Here is a 16,075-nt window from a genome sequence, read left to right as displayed (position 1 = left end):
GCATCCAGCCGCGGGATCCGTCGCGCTCTGATTAGAGGGCGAGGACGTGACGGCCCTTGGCGCGGCGGCGGGCGAGAACGCGGCGGCCGCCCTTCGTGCGGCTGCGGACGAGGAAGCCGTGCGTGCGGGCGCGCTTGGTCTTGGAGGGCTGGTAGGTACGCTTGGTAGCCATGATTGTTTCCTTTGTCTCGTGAGAGATGCTGCGGGGCGTGCTTTCAGACGCCCCGTGCGGATGAAGAATACAGAGCCGCGCACCGTCGGCGCGGCGCTCTGACGCATTCCTCTTGGTCTCACATGCCCTGCTTGTGCGGGCGGGACTGGAGGAAGCCTAGAAAAGCTCGCTATTACACATCAGGTTCCGGGGTCTTGTCAATTCCAGACCTGTGGAAAAATGCGCGCCGGAGCGGGCGCTCCCCCTCCGGAGCGTCGTTTCAGCGACGCTCCGGGTTGAATCGCCGCAGCTGAATTCACTACATGTTGTGTTCTCAATCCATTCGACCACATAAGCTTGTGCAAAGCTTATTTAAGTGAATGGCTACTCTTCTAAATACGCCTTGTTTTCTAGGGAAGTTTATTCACAGAGCTTTGTGGATAATCGCCGCGGCGGGCCGTTTCCCCCTGCCAATTGTGGATAACTATTTCTTTGGATTTCAAATAGTTGAAAGGTCGTCCACAGGCCGCTTCGGGCGCCGCCGTACCCCGCCGGGGTAAAGCGGGTAAAATGATCTTTTGTGCTCAAGTCACCGAGCGCCTCGGCGGCGCGCTCAGCGCGCGCCCGGCGTCAACGTTCAGATCTTTACGCGACCTATGCAACTCTTCTGGCAACAGTGTCTGGGGAACCTCAAGCAGTCCACGCAGAACGCCCCGAGAATCTACGACACGTGGTTCAAGGTTCTGAACCCGGTCTTCTGGGATGAAGCGAACGGCGTGCTGACGCTCGAGGCCCCCGCCTCCAAGGTCCGCTACATCCGCGACTCGTATCTGAAGAACATCCAGATGATCGCCGGGCACGTGCACGGCCAGCCCGTGACGGTCTCGCTCGTGCCCGCCCAACAGCGGCAGGCGCCCGAGTCCGAAACGTCCGGCCCCGGGCCTTCGGCCATGGACGTGCGCCGCCGCGAGGAGACGGGGCTGCTGCCCGGGCTTACCTTTGAAAACTACGTCAACGGCAACGCCAACCAGCTTGCCGTCGCCGCGGCCGAGCACGTCGCGACCACCACCGGCACGCAGTACAACCCGCTCTACATCTACGGCGGCGTCGGCCTCGGCAAGACGCACCTGATGCAGGCGATCGGCCACCGCTACCTCGACCTTCACCCCAAGGCGAAGGTGCGCTGCGTCTCGGCGCAGGACTTCATCAACGAATACACCGCCGCCGTGCGCGAATCGGCCAACAAGACGCACGCGAGCCTCGAGAAGTTCGACGAGCGCTACCGCAACCTCGACCTGCTGCTCATCGACGACGTGCAGTCGCTCTCGGGCGCCAAGGGCTCGCAGGGGCAGTTCTTCCGCGCCTTCGAGGCGCTCGTGCCGCACAACAAGCAGCTCGTGATCACCTCGGACACGTACACGCGCGGCCTGAAGGACATCGAGCCGCGCCTCATCTCGCGCCTCTCACAGGGGCTCTCGGTCGCGATCGAGCCGCCCGAATTCGAGATGCGCACGGCCATTCTGCTCAACAAGGCGAAGGCGATGGGCGTGAATCTCCCCGACGAGGTCGCCGCCTTCATCGCCAAGCGCCTCAAGTCCAACGTGCGCGAGCTCGAGGGGGCGCTGCAGCAGGTCGTCGCCTACCAGCAGTTCCAACCCTCGGCCTCCCGCGAGATCACGATCGACATCGCAAAGAAGGTGCTGCGCGATCAGTTCCAGGTGGTCAACAGCCTCATCACGATCGAGAACATCCAGAAGACCGTCGCCGACTACTACAAGATCAAGGTCGCCGACATGCACTCCAAGCGCCGTCCGGCCTACATCGCGCTGCCGCGTCAGATCGCCATGTACCTCACCAAGGAGCTCACGCAGCACAGCCTCCCCGAGATCGGCGAAAACTTCGGCGGCCGCGACCACACGACCGTCATGCACGCCGTGCGCAAGATCACTCAGGAGCGGCAGAGCAATGCCGAGCTCAACCACGAGATCCACGTCCTTGAACAGATGATCCGGGGCTGATTCCCGCGCCGCAGACGTCACACCGTATTTCATTTCTCCGTTCACCCAAATCATGAAGCTCATTGCCTGTCCCGTTGAAAACCTGCTCAAGCCCGTCAGATCCGTTTCCGGCATCGTGGAGCGCAACCAGTCCCTGCCGGTGGTGAGCAACATCCTGATCGAACAGACGGGCGGGTCCGTCTGCTTCGTCACCACCGACCTCGACATCCAGATCCGCACCACGGCCGACGTCGGCGTCCCCGGATCCGAGGGCCGCTTCACGGTCTCCGCGCAGAAGACGAGCGAGATCCTCGCGGCGCTGCGTCCGCTCGACAACATCGAGGTCAGCCTCACCGAGGACGGCCTCGCCGAGTTCGCCACCTCCGGCGGCCGCTTCACGATGCAGACCCTGCCCGCGCAGGACTTCCCCGTGATCAAGCCGCAGAACTGGGCGAGCACCTTCAGCATCCCCTCCAAGACGCTGCGCTACCTGCTCACGATGACCGCCTTCGCCATGGCCCAGAAGGAGATCCGCTACTTCCTGATGGGCGTGCTGCTCGTGGTCGAGGGCAGCAAGCTGCGCGCCGTCGCGACGGACACCCACCGCCTCGCCTACTGTGAGGCCGAGGTGGACGACCTCATGCAGGCCGAACGCGTCGAGGCGATCGTTCCGCGCAAGACCGTGCGCGAGCTGCTGCGCATCCTTCCCGAAGACGACACGCCCGTCGAGGTGAACCTCGGCGACACGCAGATCGGCTTCAACTTCGCGGGCATCGAGTTCTTCTCGAAGCTCATCGAGGGCAAGTTCCCCGACTACCAGCGCGTGATGCCCACCGAGGACACGAACCCGCAGTGCGTGCGTCTCAACCGCGAGGAGCTGCTCCTTGCGCTGCGCCGCGTGCAGATCCTCACCAACGAGAAGTTCCACGGCGTGCGCTGGCTCTTCAGCGAGGGCGAGCTTCTCATTCAGGGCAACAACGCCGAGCAGGAGGAGGCGAGCCAGACGCTCTCCGTGCCCTGGCGCTGGGCCGATCTCGACATCGGCTTCAACCTCCTCTACATGATCGAGCTCCTCTCCAACCTCAAGAACGCCGAAGTCGACTTCCACTTCGCCGCGACGCCCAAGAGCGTGCTCGTGACCATGCCCGAGTCCACGAGCTTCCGCTACCTCATCATGCCGATGCGCATCTGATGAACACGTCCGCGCGTCGTCCCGAAGCGGACGGCGCGCCGCCGCGGACGGCCGCACGGGCGGCCGCGGCAAGCCCCATCAATCTGTAGCCGGCGCCGCCCGCCCTGCGGGACGGAGCACCGCGCCGGCGCGAAGAATTATTTTTCAGCAATGACTGAAGCGGAAATCCCCCAGAACGACGCGCCCGAGCGTCTTCCTCAGGTCGAAAACCTCGACGAGGTCCATCCCGATCAGAATCCGGCCGCCTACAACGCCTCGAGCATCCAGATCCTCGAGGGCCTCGAAGCGGTGAGAAAGCGCCCGGGCATGTACATCGGCGACACGGCGGACGGCTCGGGCCTGCACCACCTCGTCTACGAGGTGGTGGACAACTCCATCGACGAGGCGCTTGCGGGCTTCGCCACGCATGTGGAGGTCACCATCCACACGGACAACTCCGTCTCGGTGGTGGACGACGGCCGCGGCATCCCGACGGCGATCAAGTGGGACGACAAGCACGACCCGAAGAGAAGCGCGGCTGAAATCGCCCTCACGGAACTTCACGCCGGCGGCAAGTTCGACAACAACGGCTACAAGATCTCGGGCGGCCTGCACGGCGTGGGCGTCTCCTGCGTCAACGCGCTCTCGACGTGGCTGCGGCTCACCGTGCGCCGCGACGGAGAGGCGCGCTTCCTCGAATTCCAGCGCGGACAGGTGCAGAACCGCATCGTCGAGCAGCAGCCGGATCCGGTGACCGGCGCCCTCGTGTCCGTCTCGCCCATGAAGCTCCTCGGGCCGACGAACCGCCGCGGAACCGAAGTCCACTTCCTGCCCGACACCACGATCTTCGAGCAGGTGACGGAGTTCAGCTACGAGACGCTTCTCTCGCGCCTGCGCGAGCTCTCCTTCCTCAATTCGGGCGTGGCGATCACGCTGCGCGACCTGCGCACCTCGCACGAGGCGCAGCTCAAGACCGACAAGGGCCTCATCGCCTACGTCGAGTACAAGAACCAGTCGCGCAACGTCCTCCACCCGAAGATCTTCCACGCGAAGGAGACCGTCATGTCGAACGGCTCCCCCGTCGAGGTGGAGATCGCCATGCAGTGGCAGGACGGCTACAACGAGAGCCTCACGGCCTACACGAACAACATCCCGCAGCGCGACGGCGGCACGCACGTCACCGGCCTGCGCGTGGCGATGACCCGCGTGCTGAAGAACTACATCGCCGAGCACGAGCTTGCCAAGAAGGCAAAGGTGGATCCCGAGGGCGACGACATGCGCGAGGGCCTCACCTGCGTGCTCTCCGTGAAGATCCCCCAGCCGAAGTTCAGCTCCCAGACGAAGGACAAGCTCGTCTCGAGCGAAGTGCGTCCCGCCGTCGAGGACGTGGTCTCCCGCGAGCTCGAGCTCTTCCTCGAGCAGAACCCGAACGACGCGAAGATCATCTGCGAGAAGATCGTCACGGCCGCCCGCGCGCGCGAAGCCGCGCGCAAGGCGCGCGACCTCACGCGCAAGACGGGCGTGGGCGGGGGGCTGCCCGGCAAGCTCGCGGACTGCCGCGAGAAGAATCCCGCCTACTCCGAACTCTTCCTCGTCGAGGGCGACTCCGCCGGCGGCTCCGCCAAGCAGGGACGCAACTCCCAGAACCAGGCCATCCTGCCGCTGCGCGGCAAGGTGCTCAACGTCGAGAAGGCCGCTCAGGACAAGCTCCTCGACTCCGAGCAGATCCGCATGCTCACGCTCGCGCTCGGCACGAACATCGGCAAGAACTTCGACATCTCCAAGCTGCGCTACCACCGCATCATCATCATGACCGATGCGGACGTGGACGGCGCGCACATCCGCACGCTGCTGCTCACGCTCTTCTACCGCCAGATGCCCGAGCTCCTTGAGAACGGCTACGTCTACATCGCGCAGCCGCCGCTCTACAAGGTGCAGAAGAACAGCAAGGACAAGGGGCGCTTCCTCAAGGACGAGGCGGAGATGAGCGCCTACCTCACCGACCTCGCCCTCAAGGGCGCCGCGCTCTATCCGAACGAAGCCGCGGTCGAGACGGACGCGCCCGTGCGCGGCACGCAGCTCGAGGAACTCGTGGCCGAGTATCTGCAGGCGAACGCGGTGATCACCCGCCTCGGAGGCGTGATCGACAAGGCGGTGCTCCTTGCGGTCGCCGCGGGCGTGGAGCTCTCGCTCGACAATACGTTCGAAGCGCAGGCGAGCGCGGAGCGGCTCGAGCGCGAAATGCGCGACCCCAACGTCAAGGTCGAGGCCGAATGGAACGAAGAGGAGGAGAAGCACCTCCTGAAGATCCACCGCATGAAGCACGGCAACAGCAAGACCACCACCGTCCTGCCCGAGTTCCTCCTCTCGAGCGACTACCAGAAGCTGCGCGAGAGCTCGCGCATGCTCCAGGGCGTGATCGGCGACGGCGCCAAGGTGTGCCGCGACGGCGAGGAGGCGCCGGTGAGGAACTTCGCCGACGCCGTCTCCTGGCTCATGCGCCAGGCCGAAAAGGGCCTCATCCGCCAGCGCTACAAGGGGCTCGGCGAAATGACGCCCGAGCAGCTGCGCGACACGACGATGGATCCCAAGGTCCGCCGCATGCTGCGCGTGCGCATTGAGGACGCCGTCAACGCGGACGCCATCTTCTCCATGCTGATGGGCGACGTGGTCGAACCCCGCCGCGCATTCATCGAGAGCAACGCGCTCTTCGGCAACATCGACACCTAGCAATGACGGGCGTCCGGAGGAATCCGGACGCCCTTTCTCTCTTCAGGAGTCCCCACCATGCCCGCCAGGCCCGACCAGCTCGTCGTCGCCGTCTCCTCCCGCGCGCTCTTCGACCTCGAGAAGGAGCACAAGCTCTTCGAGGAGGAGGGCTATGCCGCCTTCCGCGACTATCAGGTCAAGATGAAGGACGTGCCCCTGCAGCCCGGGGTGGCCTTCCCCTTCGTGAAGCGCCTCCTCGGCCTCAACCGGCTCTTCCCCGAGCTCGAGCCCTTCCGCGTGATCGCGCTCTCGCGCAACTCGCCCGAAACCGCCCGGCGCTTCTTCAGCTCCTGTCGGCACTATGCGCTGCCGATCCACGGCGGCGCCTTCACTTCAGGCCAGTCCACCTTTCCCTACATCTCCGCCTTCAAGGTCTCGCTCTTTCTCTCGGCGAACGCCGACAACGTGACGCGGGCGGTCGAGGCGGGGCTGCCCGGCGGCCTCGTGCTGCCCAATCCGACGGACGACAGCGTCGACGACGACCCGACGCTGCGCATCGCGTTCGACTTCGACGGCGTGCTCGCCGACGACGAGGCCGAACGCGAATACCAATCGCGCGGACTCGAATCCTTCCAGGCGATGGAGGTTGAAAAGGCCGCGACGCCCCACGCCCCCGGTCCGCTGCGGGGACTCTTTGAAAAACTCTCCCAGTTTCAGCGCCTCGACTACGAGCAGCGCGGCAAGTCGGATCCCTACTTCAAGCCGGCGATCCGCATCTCCATCGTCACCTCGCGGGGCGCACCGAGCGAGGAGCGGCTGATCACGACCCTGAAGAGCTTCGGCATGAGCGCCGCGGAGCTCTTTCTCCTCGACGGACTCGACAAGAAGGACATTCTCGAGGCGATCCGTCCGCACATCTTCTTCGACGACCAGATGCGTCATCTCGAGGGGACGCAGACGGTGATTCCGAGCGTTCTCGTGCCCTTCGGCATTCACAACGAAGGTATGAAGAATTCCTGAAAAATCAAATAATTAAAGTCATTCCGCACTCAAAACCACGTAGTAGTCCACCGCCTATCCACAAGTTCTGCACATGTCCGGAAAGCTCCTTTCCACTTCTCCCACAATTCCTCTGTTGTTATTAAATCTTTATATTTATATAAGCAGTAGTTTGTAGTAGGGAAGCTGCATTTCTGTGGAAAACTCAATTTTACATATAAACATCAATATGTTGCGCTATTGATATGTCTGTGGACAGGTGGTGGGACCGGCTGTGGAATAGAGCCGGCGACTCCGGGATAAAATCCGGGGTCGGAAGCCCGTCCGTAGAGTTGTCCACAAAAACAAGCTCAAACATAAAAGTTGTTCACATGAGTTGTTCACAAAAAGAACAACATTTTTGTTGTCATCGTTATGACGTCCTCTTCCTTTCTGCCCTGGTTCGCTCCGAAGCTTTCCCGTTCGATGATGGGGGTGCTGCGCAATCTCGGACACCGGACCACCTTCATGCGGGGGGATCGCATCTATGAGTCGCCCGGGTTCTTTCAAAAGCTGATGGTGGTCGAGCAGGGCGTGGTCGCCAAGGCGCTCATCGACCCCTATCACGAGGATCCGCTCCTGCTGTCGCTCTCGGGCGCGGGCGCCCTCTGCGGGAGCTACGAGACGCTCTATCTGCAGGACCGCATGCAGCGGCGGCACTGGTGCATGACGACGACGCAGGTGCTCATGGTCAACGCGGATCTGCTGCTGCGCATCTGCGACCAGAATCCGGTCTGGCAGCGCGAGCTCGCCCACTACTCCTCCGTGTGCGCGGTGAGCGACCGTCTGGGGCTTCTCGCGACGCACTCCTCCACGATCGAGGAGCGCCTCGGCGTCTTCCTCGTCGCCTGCTCCATGTCGGGTTCGGCCGACTTCTCCCGCGGCCTGCGGGACCCTTCCGTCGAGTGGATTCCGATCAACGCGCTGCCCTCCATGCGCGTGGCGGCGAGCATGCTCAACGCCACGCCCGCGCAGCTGCGCGAGGTCGTCGCGCGCTGGTCCGCAGAGGACGCGCTGCGCTACCGCTCCCACAAGATCCTGCTCTCGCGCGGGCGCTTCTGCGCCTACTGGGAGCGCATCAAGCCCATCCTGCGCACGGTGGACACGTATGAACGCTCGGCGCTCAGCACGGCCCTTCCGGTGCGCGACATGCCGATTCCGTGAGCGTGCATGCTTTAAACTGAGGGCGTTCCGGCCGGCATGAATCTGCCGGACGCAATCCGTCTTCCTTCGTCTATGGACGGAACTCGAGGATCCTGATGAAGCTCTGCGCGTTCAAACAAATCACTCTCGCCGCCTCCGCGGCGCTCGCCGCGGCCGTGCTTTCGGGTTGCATCGCCGCGCCCCTCATCGTGGGCGGCGCCGCCGCCACCACGGCATCGGTCGCCACGGACCGGCGCACCGCCGGCTCCATCGTGAGCGACGAGGTGACGGAGAAGCGCATTGCCTACGACATCGAGCAGGCCTTCAAGAACCGCAAGCACCACGTCTCCGTCACCGCCTACGACGGGCGCGTGCTCCTCTCTGGCGAAGTGACGTCCCTCGCCGACCGGCGTGCGGCCGAGCAGATTGCGAGCGTGAGCCCGGACGTCAAGGACGTCGTGAACGAACTTGCGGTGATGGAGCCCTCGTCGGTTTCGACGCGGCTCTCCGACTCGCTCCTCGCGACGAAGGTGCGCACCGCCATCATCACCGACTCGCGCATCTCGCTCAATCAGATGAAGGTGGTCGTTGAGCGCGGCATCGTCTATCTGATGGGCTTCGTCACGGGCGAGGAGGCGCAGACCGCCGCCCGCACGGCCGCGAAGGTCTCCGGCGTGCAGAAGGTGGTCACGTGCTTCACGACCACCACGCGCGAGGCGATCGAGCAGCGCATGAAGTCGATGCAGGACGCGCAGACGACGACGCCCTGAGCGCCGTCCGGCCATGCGGGGCGGTCAGACGCCGATGAAGCCCGCCACCGCTGCGCCGGCGGCGAAGAGCAGCGCGTAGAGCCCTTCGAGCTTCACGCAGGCGAACATCACTTCGTTCAGAGCCTCGTGCTCGCGGCGCGGGAGCGCCTTCACGACGGCGAGCGCCTTCGGGAGGCTCGCCAGGGCGGCGAGCGTTGGCCAGAGCGCGGGCGTCGTGGCCGCAATGGTGATGAGCGCGGCGTAGGGCAACGCCATCAGCAGGGCGAAGACGATGAGGAACCTTGAGCGGCCGAGCACAACGGCGAGCGTGCGCCGGTCGATGCTCGCGTCGTGCTCGATGTCGCGGAAGTTGTTGACGGCGAGCACGCCCGAGGCGATGGCGCCCAGGGCGGCGCCGAGGAGCACCGCGTTCGCCGAGACCGAGGCGGTCTGCAGATAGTAGGTGCCGCAGACGGCGGTGAGGCCGAAGAAGACGAGGACCATCAGCTCGCCGAAGGGCGTGTAGGCGACCGGCTTCGGTCCGCCCATGTAGCAGTAGGCCGCCGCAAGCGAGGCGAGGCCGATCAATGCGAAGACCCAGCCGCCGAGCCAGATGAGCACGGCCGTGTTGAGGAGTGCGAGCACGGCGCCCGCACGCACCGCGATGCGCGCCGTCGGCAGGCTGATCCACCCCATCGTCGTCGCGCGCGGCAGTCCCCGGCGGTTGCCCCGCTCGGCCTTGCGCTCGGCGTAGCCGAGGTCGTTCTGCATGTTGGAGACGGCCTGCATGAGCACCGCGATCGTGAGGGTGAAGAACGCCGTGAGGGGGTGGAAGACGCCCGCCTCGCCCCAGGCGAGGCCGAGGGCGGCGGCCACCGGTGCGGCGGCGATGATCCAGGTCTTGGGCCGGGTGAAGGCGAGCCAGGCCTTCACGACGCCGGGATGGTCGGTGCTGCGGGCTTCGGACATTCTCAAGCACTCCTTCGGGCGGCGTGTCAGAGGACGAACTTCTTCGTCGGAAGCGCGTTGTAGGCGAGGTAGACGCTGTCGAGCTGCTCGCGCGACTGCGCCGTCACCGTCACCATCACGGAGACGTACTTGCGCGTGCGCGAGTAGGTGAGCCGCATGTCCTTCGCCTCGTCGAAGTCCTCGAAGTGCGCCTTCGTGATGGCCGCGACCTCCTTGGGGAAGCCCGGGTCGTTGAGGCCCATCACGGTGATCGGAAACTCCATCGGGAACTTCATCACCGCTTCGGCCTCCTCGACGGCGCTGCGGAGCTCCCGGGGACCGGCGGCGGGCTCGGCCGCGGAGTCGATCGACACGACGTCCTCTTTTTGAGCAGTCAGTTTTTCTTCAGACATCAGAAATCTCCTTCAGTTTTGCGGCGCATCGGCTTCAAGCGCGATGCGCAGCGTGTCGATGAAGCGCGTCCAGAAGCCGCCTTCTGGCACGTCTTCGGCGGCGGAAAGCGGCGCCGAGGCGACCTCGGAGCCGTCCACGAGAACGTGCAGCGTGCCGACGCGCTCTCCTTTGAATATGGGGGCGATGAGCGGGGATGCGTAGCTTACGCGGATCACGAAGGCGCCGGCGCCCTCGGCGATCATCCGCTCGCGCGGAAGCGTGGCGTAGAGGGCCGAGTCGACGACGGCGCCCACTTCGCCGGCAGCGCCCTTGAAGACGGGCAGGCGCGCGGCCTGCGCGCCCTCCTTGTAGACCTCGAGCGTCTCGTAGTCGCGGTAGGCGCGCAGGAAGAGCGAGGCGAGGCGCTCGCGCAGCGTGCGGCGGTCCGCCGCATTGAGCTCCACGGCGAGAAGCCGTCGGATGCGCTGGCCCGCGCTTGTCGGGTTCTCCGAGAGCGCTGCGCCGCTCGCGGGCGCTTCGTCCGGGGAGAAGTAGACGCCGGTGATCGCGGGGCTGCGCTCGAGGAGCGGGTTTGAAGTCCTCATCGAGGGCAGCCCCGGCACCTCCATCGTCTGCTCGGCGCCCCAGATGCGTGCGAGCGGGAAGTCGTCGTAGAGCGCCTGGGCGAGGCGCGCGACGTCGCGCGCCGAGGCAATGCAGGGCGCCGCCGCGCCGCAGGGATGCGAGAAGTGCGCGCTCGTCATGCCGAGGCGCGCCGCCGCCGCATTCATGCGGAGCGCGAACGCTTCGGGCGTGAGCGAGACGAGGCCCGGGAGCGCCGCCACCGCTTCGGGCGACCCGTTCATCAGCGCCGCCTCGAGAATCGCCGCCGCATCCACTGTCTTCGGAGCATCCGGCCGGTTCGCCGCCCAGGGGTTGGGCGCCTCGGCCGTCAGCCGACTCTCGTTGCCGCGCATCAGGTCGAGCGCCGTGTATACGGCCATCAGGGGCGCCATCGCCGCAGCGTTCTGCGCCGCGTCGGGGTTCTCCTCGAGGATCGTGCGGCCGCTGCCGAGGTCGATCAGAATGGTCGAGGCCGGGGCGGAGGCCGCCGGCAGGGCGAGCAGGAGAAGGGCTGCTGCGTGAAGAAGGTGCTTCTGCATGCCTCGTCGGGTGCGGTTGGAGGGCCGGGCCGGCCGGGAGTGAAAAGGCGTCCCGGGCTGTGCCACAATGAAAAGCTTTCGTGCGCCCTGAGGCGCACTGAACCGATGCATATTAGCAACCAGCCGAACAGCAATGCCCGAGAATCCCTTTCTTTGCGTTCTCGAACGGGAACTGCCTCCCGGGGTGGAGACCGAGTGGCGCCCTGAAACGGGGTCCACGAACGACGACCTGAAGGCGCGCGCCCGGCGGGAAGCCTTCCGCGGGCCGGTGCTGCTCACCGTCGATCGTCAGAGCGCCGGCCGCGGCACCCGCGGCCGCTCCTGGCGCACCATCGCCCAACCGCTCATCTTTTCGCTCGGGCTGCCGCTCACGGCCCCCGTTGCGGCAGCCCGGCCCGGCATCGTCTGCATCGCCGCGGCGCTCGCCGTGGCTGACGCGGCTTCCGACGCCCTCGGCGCGAAGGTGCTTGTCAAGTGGCCCAACGACGTCTGGGCGGCGGGCGGGAAGGCCGGAGGCATTCTGCTCGAGACGGTCGGCGACGCCGAAGGTCGGCGCAGCCTCGTGGTGGGCGTCGGACTCAACCTCTCCGTGGAGCCGGGAGGGCGCACGACGGCGGGCTGGCCCGTCACGGCGCTCCCCTCCCGCATTCCCCTTTGGGATCCCGAAACGAAGGGGGAGCTCCTCGCGCTCATCGTCAAGCGGTTGATCGACGCCTTCGGCGCGCTGCGCTCGGACGAGGACATCGCGCGGCTCACCGAGCGCTGGCCGCTCTACGACGCCTTCTTCGGTAGGACCATCCACTGGCGCCGCATCGACGGCACCGGAACGACCGAGGCGGGCGTGGACCGCGGCATCGACGCCGAAGGCCGGCTCGTGCTGCAGGGGCGCCGCGGCGAGCTGCACGCGCTTTCTGGTGAATTGGTTTCCCTTGCTTCCGGCGACGCTCAGGAGGAATGGACTTGAAGACGCTTCTCATCGACCTCGGCAACACCGCGCTCAAATGGGCGCTGCTTGGAGACGAACGCACGCCGCAGACCGTGGTGCACCGCGACAACGCCGCCTTCAAGGACAAGCTCTACGCGCAGTGGCTCGAGCTTGCACCCGACCGCGTGCTCGGCTGCACGGTCGCCGCGCCCGAGCTCGCCTTCTCGGCGACGAAGTTCTTCAATGACCACGACATCCGCTGGCACTGGATCCGCTCGCAGGCGGCCTTCGAGAGTCCCGGACTCACGCTCAGAAGCGCCTACGAGAATCCCGCGCAACTGGGCGCCGACCGCTGGTGCGCGGCCTTGGGTGCGATCGACGCGATGCCCGGAGAATCGCTCCTCGTGGTGCAGATGGGCACGGCGACCACCGTGGACGCCGTGCGGCACATGGGCGGCAACGAGTACGTCTTTCTCGGCGGGCGCATCGCGCCCGGCCCCACGATGATGAAGAAGAGCCTCGAGGCGATTCCGGCGCTGCGGGGCGAGCCGACCGAATGGGAGGCGTTCCCGCACTCGACGCGCGCCGCGGTGACGACCGGCATTCTCGACGCCCAGGCGGGGCTCGTGCGCGAAGCCTATGAGACGCTCCTCAAGGAGGCCGGCCGGGTAAAGGTGGTTCTCGCCGGGGGCGCCGCCCGCTTCGTCGAGCCGCGCCTGCGCGCGCAGCTTCCCGACGTGATGCTGCAGCACAACCTCGTGCTTCTCGGGCTCGCCGCGCAGGCGCGCCATCAACTGCTCAAGGAGTGATTCCAAATGCGCATCGCTGCGGCTCTTGCGGCGCTCGCCGCCATCGTCTTGTCGGCGCTTCTCTTCATGAAGTCGCAGGAGGCGCCCGTGCGCACGCTGCCCGAAACGGGCTCGGGCGTGGTCGAGGCGGTCTCCGTGCCGCGGGCGCTGCCCGCGGCAGTCGAGCCCGCCGCAGTGCCCGCCCCCGAGAAGGCCGAGACGGCCGCTCCGGCCGGATCGCCTCAGCCGCCCCGCACGGTGCGTTTTGAGGAGGCCGCCGTCCAGTCCCTCCCGCCCGAAGAGGCCGTCTGCCTGCGCTTCGGGCCCGTCGCCGAATCCCGCCTCACGCGGCTGCGCGGGCGCATTGAGCGCACGGGGCAGCTCGACCGGATGCTGATCGAACCGGCCGACACCACCGAGCGGGTCGTCTTCGCGGGTCCCTACGGCTCTCAGACGAAGGCGCGCTCGGCGCTCGAGGCCTTCCGGCGCGGGGGGCTCGATGGCGGCGCCGTCGAGGCGCACGGCGAAGGCGCCTGGATCGTGACCTTCGCGCGCACGAAGAGCCGGCCCCTGGCCGAACGCTGGGCGCGCGAGGCCGCCGCGGCCTTCTCGCTCACCAACGTGGTGGTCGAGGAGCGCGGCCGGCGCCGCGCCATGGTGAACTTGGTCTTCCCGAACCTCTCCGCCGAGGAGAACGCCCGGATCCGGACGGCTCTCGGCGCCGCGGAAGGCGGCGTCTTCGCCGCCTGTCCCTTCTAGATGGGCGGCGCCTCAGCGCCCGGCCGCCTCAACCGCCGTGAAGCGCGCGGCGAGCTTCGGGAGAAGCTTCACCGCCGCGGCGCGCCGTTCGGCCGTCACCGCCGCGGGTACTTCGCGCTGCCGCGGCCCCCAGGGACATTCGGGGTAGAACGCGTCGTCGCGCCAGCGCGCGGTGAGGTGCCAGTGCAGGTGCGGCACCATGTTGCCGAACTGCGCCCAGTTCATCTTGTCGGGATGGAGCGCCGCGATCATCTCCTCCTCGGCGGCGTCGAGGAGCGCGCGGAGCTCCCGGCGCGCCTCCGGGGCGAGCGCCGTCATTTCGGGCACGTGCTCCCGCGCGACGATGCGGATGAAGGCGGGAAAGTCGTCGCTTCCGGCGTCGAGCGCGTAGAAGCGCTCCCCGCGCCAGAAGACGGCGTCGCCGTCCATGCGGCAGAGCGGGCATTCGGTCATGTGTCTTCTCCTCTTCAGTCGATCAGGCGCAGACGGCCTTCCTCGTCCTCAACGATGCGGTAGTCCCACTTCTTGTTGCCCTTCATGTCCTCGAGCCACGCCGCCACGGGCTCGCCGAGTTCGTCGAGCATGTAGTTGACGTAGTTCTCCGCCTCGAAGGGCGTCGCGAAGTTGTCCTCCTCGCCGTCGCTCCAACGCACGATTACTTGTGTGACGCAGTCGCGGCGCATGGCTCACTCCTTCTGCGGCACGGCGGCGATGATGCGCGCGAGCGCCTCGGTGAGCCGCTCGACGTATTCGAGCGGGAGCGACTCGTCCGGTGCGTGGGCGTTTTCAGCGGCGCCGAGCACGCCCGTGTTGAGGAACGAGGCGTGCGGGAAGGCGCGGCGGAAGTCCTTCATCGTGCCGATGGAGGCGCCTTCGAAGCAGTATTCGTAGGGGTTGCCCCAGAGCGATTCGCTCGCCTCGCGAGCGGCTTCGTCGAGCCAGGGTGCGGGCGAGGGCGCCTCGAAGCCGTCCTCGGCGCGCTCGTCGAAGACCGTCACGACGGCGTGCGAGGGCACGTTCTCCGTTACGGCGCGCACCGCCGCCGCGAGGGCCCGGCGGGCGTCCACCCGGGGCGGAATGCGGAAGGAGAGCGCGAGCGTCGTGCTCGCGCGCAGCAGCGCGCTCGCCTCGGCGCACGAGGGCAGGCCGTCGGCGCCGAGAATGGAGAGCGTGGGCTCCCAGGTGTTGCGCCGGATCGCTTCGGCGGGATCCTCGGAGCGCGGTTCGGTCGAGCCCGCGAACGGGAAGTCGAGGACGCGGCGGCCGAGCACCGCCGCGCAGCGCTCGATCGCCTCCTCGAGCTCCGCGGGACGCTCGACGTGGAATTCCGGCGGGAGCACGCGGCCGGTCTTCGGGTCCTCGAGCCGGTCGAGGAGTTCGCGCATGACGGCGAAGGAGCTCGGCACGATGCCGCTCGCGATGCCCGAGTGCACCGGGTGCGCGAGCACCTCGACCTTGAGCTTGAAGCTCACCACGCCGCGCAGGCTGCGGGTGAGCCAGAGCCGCTCGTAGTCACCGATGCCGAGGTCGAGGATGGCGAGCACGCAGGGGTCGCCGCAGCGCGGCGCGATTTCCTCGAGGTAGTGGACGAGGTCGTTCGAACCCGACTCCTCGTCCGTCTCGAAGAAGCCGACGATGCGCGGGTGCGCGGCGCCGGAAGCCTCGAGCGCGCGCACGGCGGTGAGCGCCGCGTAGAAGCTGTAGCCGTCGTCCGAGGCGCCGCGTCCGTAGAGGCGGCCGTCCTTCACGACGGGCGTCCAGGGGCCGAGGCCTTCGGACCAGCCCGGGGTTTCGGGCTGCTTGTCGAAATGCCCGTAGACGAAGACCGGGCGCCCGGCATGACCGCCCGACGCCGGCAGGTCGATGAAGAGCGCGGGCGTGACGCCGAGCTTCTTCATGACCTCGAAGCGCCCCTCGGGGAAGCGCTCCCGCCCCCAGGCGGCCGCGTCCTCGACGGCCTTGAGAAGAAAGCCGTGCTTCTCCCAGTCGGCGTCGAAGGCCGAGCTCTTCGAAGGAATGCGGATGAAGGCCTTGAGGGCGTCGAGCGTGTCGCCCCGCCAGGCGCTGCGGATGAATTCCTGAGTCGTCATAGAAAATCGGCGCGGAAACCTCTGTCTTCAGACAGGGGAGGAAGCGCCGTC

16 protein-coding genes are annotated in these 16,075 nt (G+C 66.6%); 9 read left to right on the top strand and 7 right to left on the bottom strand.

Translation table 11 applies throughout. From position 1 onward, the window contains the following. Positions 1-31: 31 nt before the first annotated feature. Positions 32-172 (bottom strand): 50S ribosomal protein L34, encoded by a 141-nt coding sequence (gene rpmH / locus ACT6Y9_RS00080; RefSeq protein ID WP_005429158.1) that lies wholly within the window; start codon positions 170-172, stop codon positions 32-34. 635 nt (positions 173-807) lie between these two features. On the opposite strand from rpmH, the gene dnaA reads away from it, so the two are divergent. From dnaA to ACT6Y9_RS00050, 6 genes are all read left to right on the top strand, one after another. Next, positions 808-2,169: a chromosomal replication initiator protein DnaA gene (dnaA, locus tag ACT6Y9_RS00075; protein ID WP_295479550.1), complete on the top strand. Its 1,362-nt coding sequence runs from the start codon at positions 808-810 to the stop codon at positions 2,167-2,169. 52 nt (positions 2,170-2,221) lie between these two features. Then, positions 2,222-3,340 (top strand): DNA polymerase III subunit beta, encoded by a 1,119-nt coding sequence (gene dnaN / locus ACT6Y9_RS00070; RefSeq protein WP_443743082.1) that lies wholly within the window; start codon positions 2,222-2,224, stop codon positions 3,338-3,340. Between the two features lie 150 nt (positions 3,341-3,490). Continuing rightward, positions 3,491-6,049 (top strand): DNA gyrase subunit B, encoded by a 2,559-nt coding sequence (locus tag ACT6Y9_RS00065; protein WP_443743081.1) that lies wholly within the window; start codon positions 3,491-3,493, stop codon positions 6,047-6,049. 57 nt (positions 6,050-6,106) lie between these two features. Then, a complete protein-coding gene (locus ACT6Y9_RS00060; protein ID WP_295479559.1) occupies positions 6,107-7,048 on the top strand; it encodes a 5'-nucleotidase in 942 nt (313 codons plus the stop codon). Between the two features lie 486 nt (positions 7,049-7,534). Beyond that, positions 7,535-8,230 (top strand): hypothetical protein, encoded by a 696-nt coding sequence (locus tag ACT6Y9_RS00055; protein WP_443743080.1) that lies wholly within the window; start codon positions 7,535-7,537, stop codon positions 8,228-8,230. 95 nt (positions 8,231-8,325) lie between these two features. Beyond that, positions 8,326-8,979 (top strand): BON domain-containing protein, encoded by a 654-nt coding sequence (locus ACT6Y9_RS00050; protein WP_443743079.1) that lies wholly within the window; start codon positions 8,326-8,328, stop codon positions 8,977-8,979. Positions 8,980-9,003: 24 nt separating this feature from the next. On the opposite strand, the gene menA is transcribed toward ACT6Y9_RS00050, so the two are convergent. The 3 genes from menA to ACT6Y9_RS00035 are packed head-to-tail and all read right to left on the bottom strand — an operon-like array spanning position 9,004 to position 11,462. After that, on the bottom strand, positions 9,004-9,927 hold the full coding sequence (gene menA, locus ACT6Y9_RS00045) for a 1,4-dihydroxy-2-naphthoate octaprenyltransferase (RefSeq protein ID WP_443743078.1): 924 nt from the start codon (positions 9,925-9,927) through the stop codon (positions 9,004-9,006). Positions 9,928-9,953: 26 nt separating this feature from the next. Then, positions 9,954-10,319 (bottom strand): YbeD family protein, encoded by a 366-nt coding sequence (locus ACT6Y9_RS00040; protein WP_443743077.1) that lies wholly within the window; start codon positions 10,317-10,319, stop codon positions 9,954-9,956. 12 nt (positions 10,320-10,331) lie between these two features. Then, positions 10,332-11,462, bottom strand: coding sequence for a D-alanyl-D-alanine carboxypeptidase family protein (locus tag ACT6Y9_RS00035; protein WP_295479574.1), 1,131 nt, complete (start codon positions 11,460-11,462; stop codon positions 10,332-10,334). A 133-nt stretch (positions 11,463-11,595) separates the two neighbouring features. Between ACT6Y9_RS00035 and ACT6Y9_RS00030 the strand changes: the two genes are divergently transcribed. From ACT6Y9_RS00030 to ACT6Y9_RS00020, 3 genes are read left to right on the top strand one after another with little or no spacing between them, the layout of a single operon-like run. After that, a complete protein-coding gene (locus tag ACT6Y9_RS00030; RefSeq protein ID WP_443743076.1) occupies positions 11,596-12,426 on the top strand; it encodes a biotin--[acetyl-CoA-carboxylase] ligase in 831 nt (276 codons plus the stop codon). Continuing rightward, positions 12,417-13,196, top strand: a complete 780-nt coding sequence (locus ACT6Y9_RS00025; protein WP_443743075.1) for a type III pantothenate kinase — start codon at positions 12,417-12,419, stop codon at positions 13,194-13,196. Before ACT6Y9_RS00030 ends, ACT6Y9_RS00025 begins: the two co-directional genes overlap by 10 nt. A gap of 6 nt (positions 13,197-13,202) precedes the next feature. Next, a complete protein-coding gene (locus ACT6Y9_RS00020) occupies positions 13,203-13,934 on the top strand; it encodes a hypothetical protein (RefSeq protein ID WP_295479584.1) in 732 nt (243 codons plus the stop codon). Positions 13,935-13,946: 12 nt separating this feature from the next. Here the strand turns inward: ACT6Y9_RS00020 and ACT6Y9_RS00015 are convergent, their stop codons facing one another. Genes ACT6Y9_RS00015 through ACT6Y9_RS00005 form a run of 3 tightly spaced genes read right to left on the bottom strand, consistent with a single transcriptional unit; the run spans position 13,947 to position 16,024 of the window. Then, positions 13,947-14,387 (bottom strand): HIT family protein, encoded by a 441-nt coding sequence (locus tag ACT6Y9_RS00015; RefSeq protein ID WP_295479587.1) that lies wholly within the window; start codon positions 14,385-14,387, stop codon positions 13,947-13,949. Positions 14,388-14,401: 14 nt separating this feature from the next. Continuing rightward, positions 14,402-14,617, bottom strand: coding sequence for a hypothetical protein (locus tag ACT6Y9_RS00010; protein WP_295479590.1), 216 nt, complete (start codon positions 14,615-14,617; stop codon positions 14,402-14,404). A 3-nt stretch (positions 14,618-14,620) separates the two neighbouring features. Further along, complete coding sequence (locus ACT6Y9_RS00005; RefSeq protein ID WP_443743074.1) at positions 14,621-16,024, bottom strand: M20/M25/M40 family metallo-hydrolase; 1,404 nt, start codon at positions 16,022-16,024, stop codon at positions 14,621-14,623. Positions 16,025-16,075: the final 51 nt, after the last annotated feature.

The sequence above is a fragment of the Sutterella sp. genome (genome assembly GCF_052272535.1).
GTDB lineage: Bacteria > Pseudomonadota > Gammaproteobacteria > Burkholderiales > Burkholderiaceae_F > Sutterella.
The sequence above is the reverse complement of the archived record's forward strand: the minus strand, read 5'-3'. Positions and strand labels throughout refer to the sequence as shown.

Bases quoted from the DNA above. Each gene is read 5' to 3' on its own strand.
- rpmH (WP_005429158.1), bottom strand. From the start codon at position 172: ATGGCTACCAAGCGTACCTACCAGCCCTCCAAGACCAAGCGCGCCCGC.
- dnaA (WP_295479550.1), top strand. From the start codon at position 808: ATGCAACTCTTCTGGCAACAGTGTCTGGGGAACCTCAAGCAGTCCACG.
- dnaN (WP_443743082.1), top strand. From the start codon at position 2,222: ATGAAGCTCATTGCCTGTCCCGTTGAAAACCTGCTCAAGCCCGTCAGA.
- ACT6Y9_RS00065 (WP_443743081.1), top strand. From the start codon at position 3,491: ATGACTGAAGCGGAAATCCCCCAGAACGACGCGCCCGAGCGTCTTCCT.
- ACT6Y9_RS00060 (WP_295479559.1), top strand. From the start codon at position 6,107: ATGCCCGCCAGGCCCGACCAGCTCGTCGTCGCCGTCTCCTCCCGCGCG.
- ACT6Y9_RS00055 (WP_443743080.1), top strand. From the start codon at position 7,535: ATGCGGGGGGATCGCATCTATGAGTCGCCCGGGTTCTTTCAAAAGCTG.
- ACT6Y9_RS00050 (WP_443743079.1), top strand. From the start codon at position 8,326: ATGAAGCTCTGCGCGTTCAAACAAATCACTCTCGCCGCCTCCGCGGCG.
- menA (WP_443743078.1), bottom strand. From the start codon at position 9,927: ATGTCCGAAGCCCGCAGCACCGACCATCCCGGCGTCGTGAAGGCCTGG.
- ACT6Y9_RS00040 (WP_443743077.1), bottom strand. From the start codon at position 10,319: ATGTCTGAAGAAAAACTGACTGCTCAAAAAGAGGACGTCGTGTCGATC.
- ACT6Y9_RS00035 (WP_295479574.1), bottom strand. From the start codon at position 11,462: ATGCAGAAGCACCTTCTTCACGCAGCAGCCCTTCTCCTGCTCGCCCTG.
- ACT6Y9_RS00030 (WP_443743076.1), top strand. From the start codon at position 11,596: ATGCCCGAGAATCCCTTTCTTTGCGTTCTCGAACGGGAACTGCCTCCC.
- ACT6Y9_RS00025 (WP_443743075.1), top strand. From the start codon at position 12,417: ATGGACTTGAAGACGCTTCTCATCGACCTCGGCAACACCGCGCTCAAA.
- ACT6Y9_RS00020 (WP_295479584.1), top strand. From the start codon at position 13,203: ATGCGCATCGCTGCGGCTCTTGCGGCGCTCGCCGCCATCGTCTTGTCG.
- ACT6Y9_RS00015 (WP_295479587.1), bottom strand. From the start codon at position 14,387: ATGACCGAATGCCCGCTCTGCCGCATGGACGGCGACGCCGTCTTCTGG.
- ACT6Y9_RS00010 (WP_295479590.1), bottom strand. From the start codon at position 14,617: ATGCGCCGCGACTGCGTCACACAAGTAATCGTGCGTTGGAGCGACGGC.
- ACT6Y9_RS00005 (WP_443743074.1), bottom strand. From the start codon at position 16,024: ATGACGACTCAGGAATTCATCCGCAGCGCCTGGCGGGGCGACACGCTC.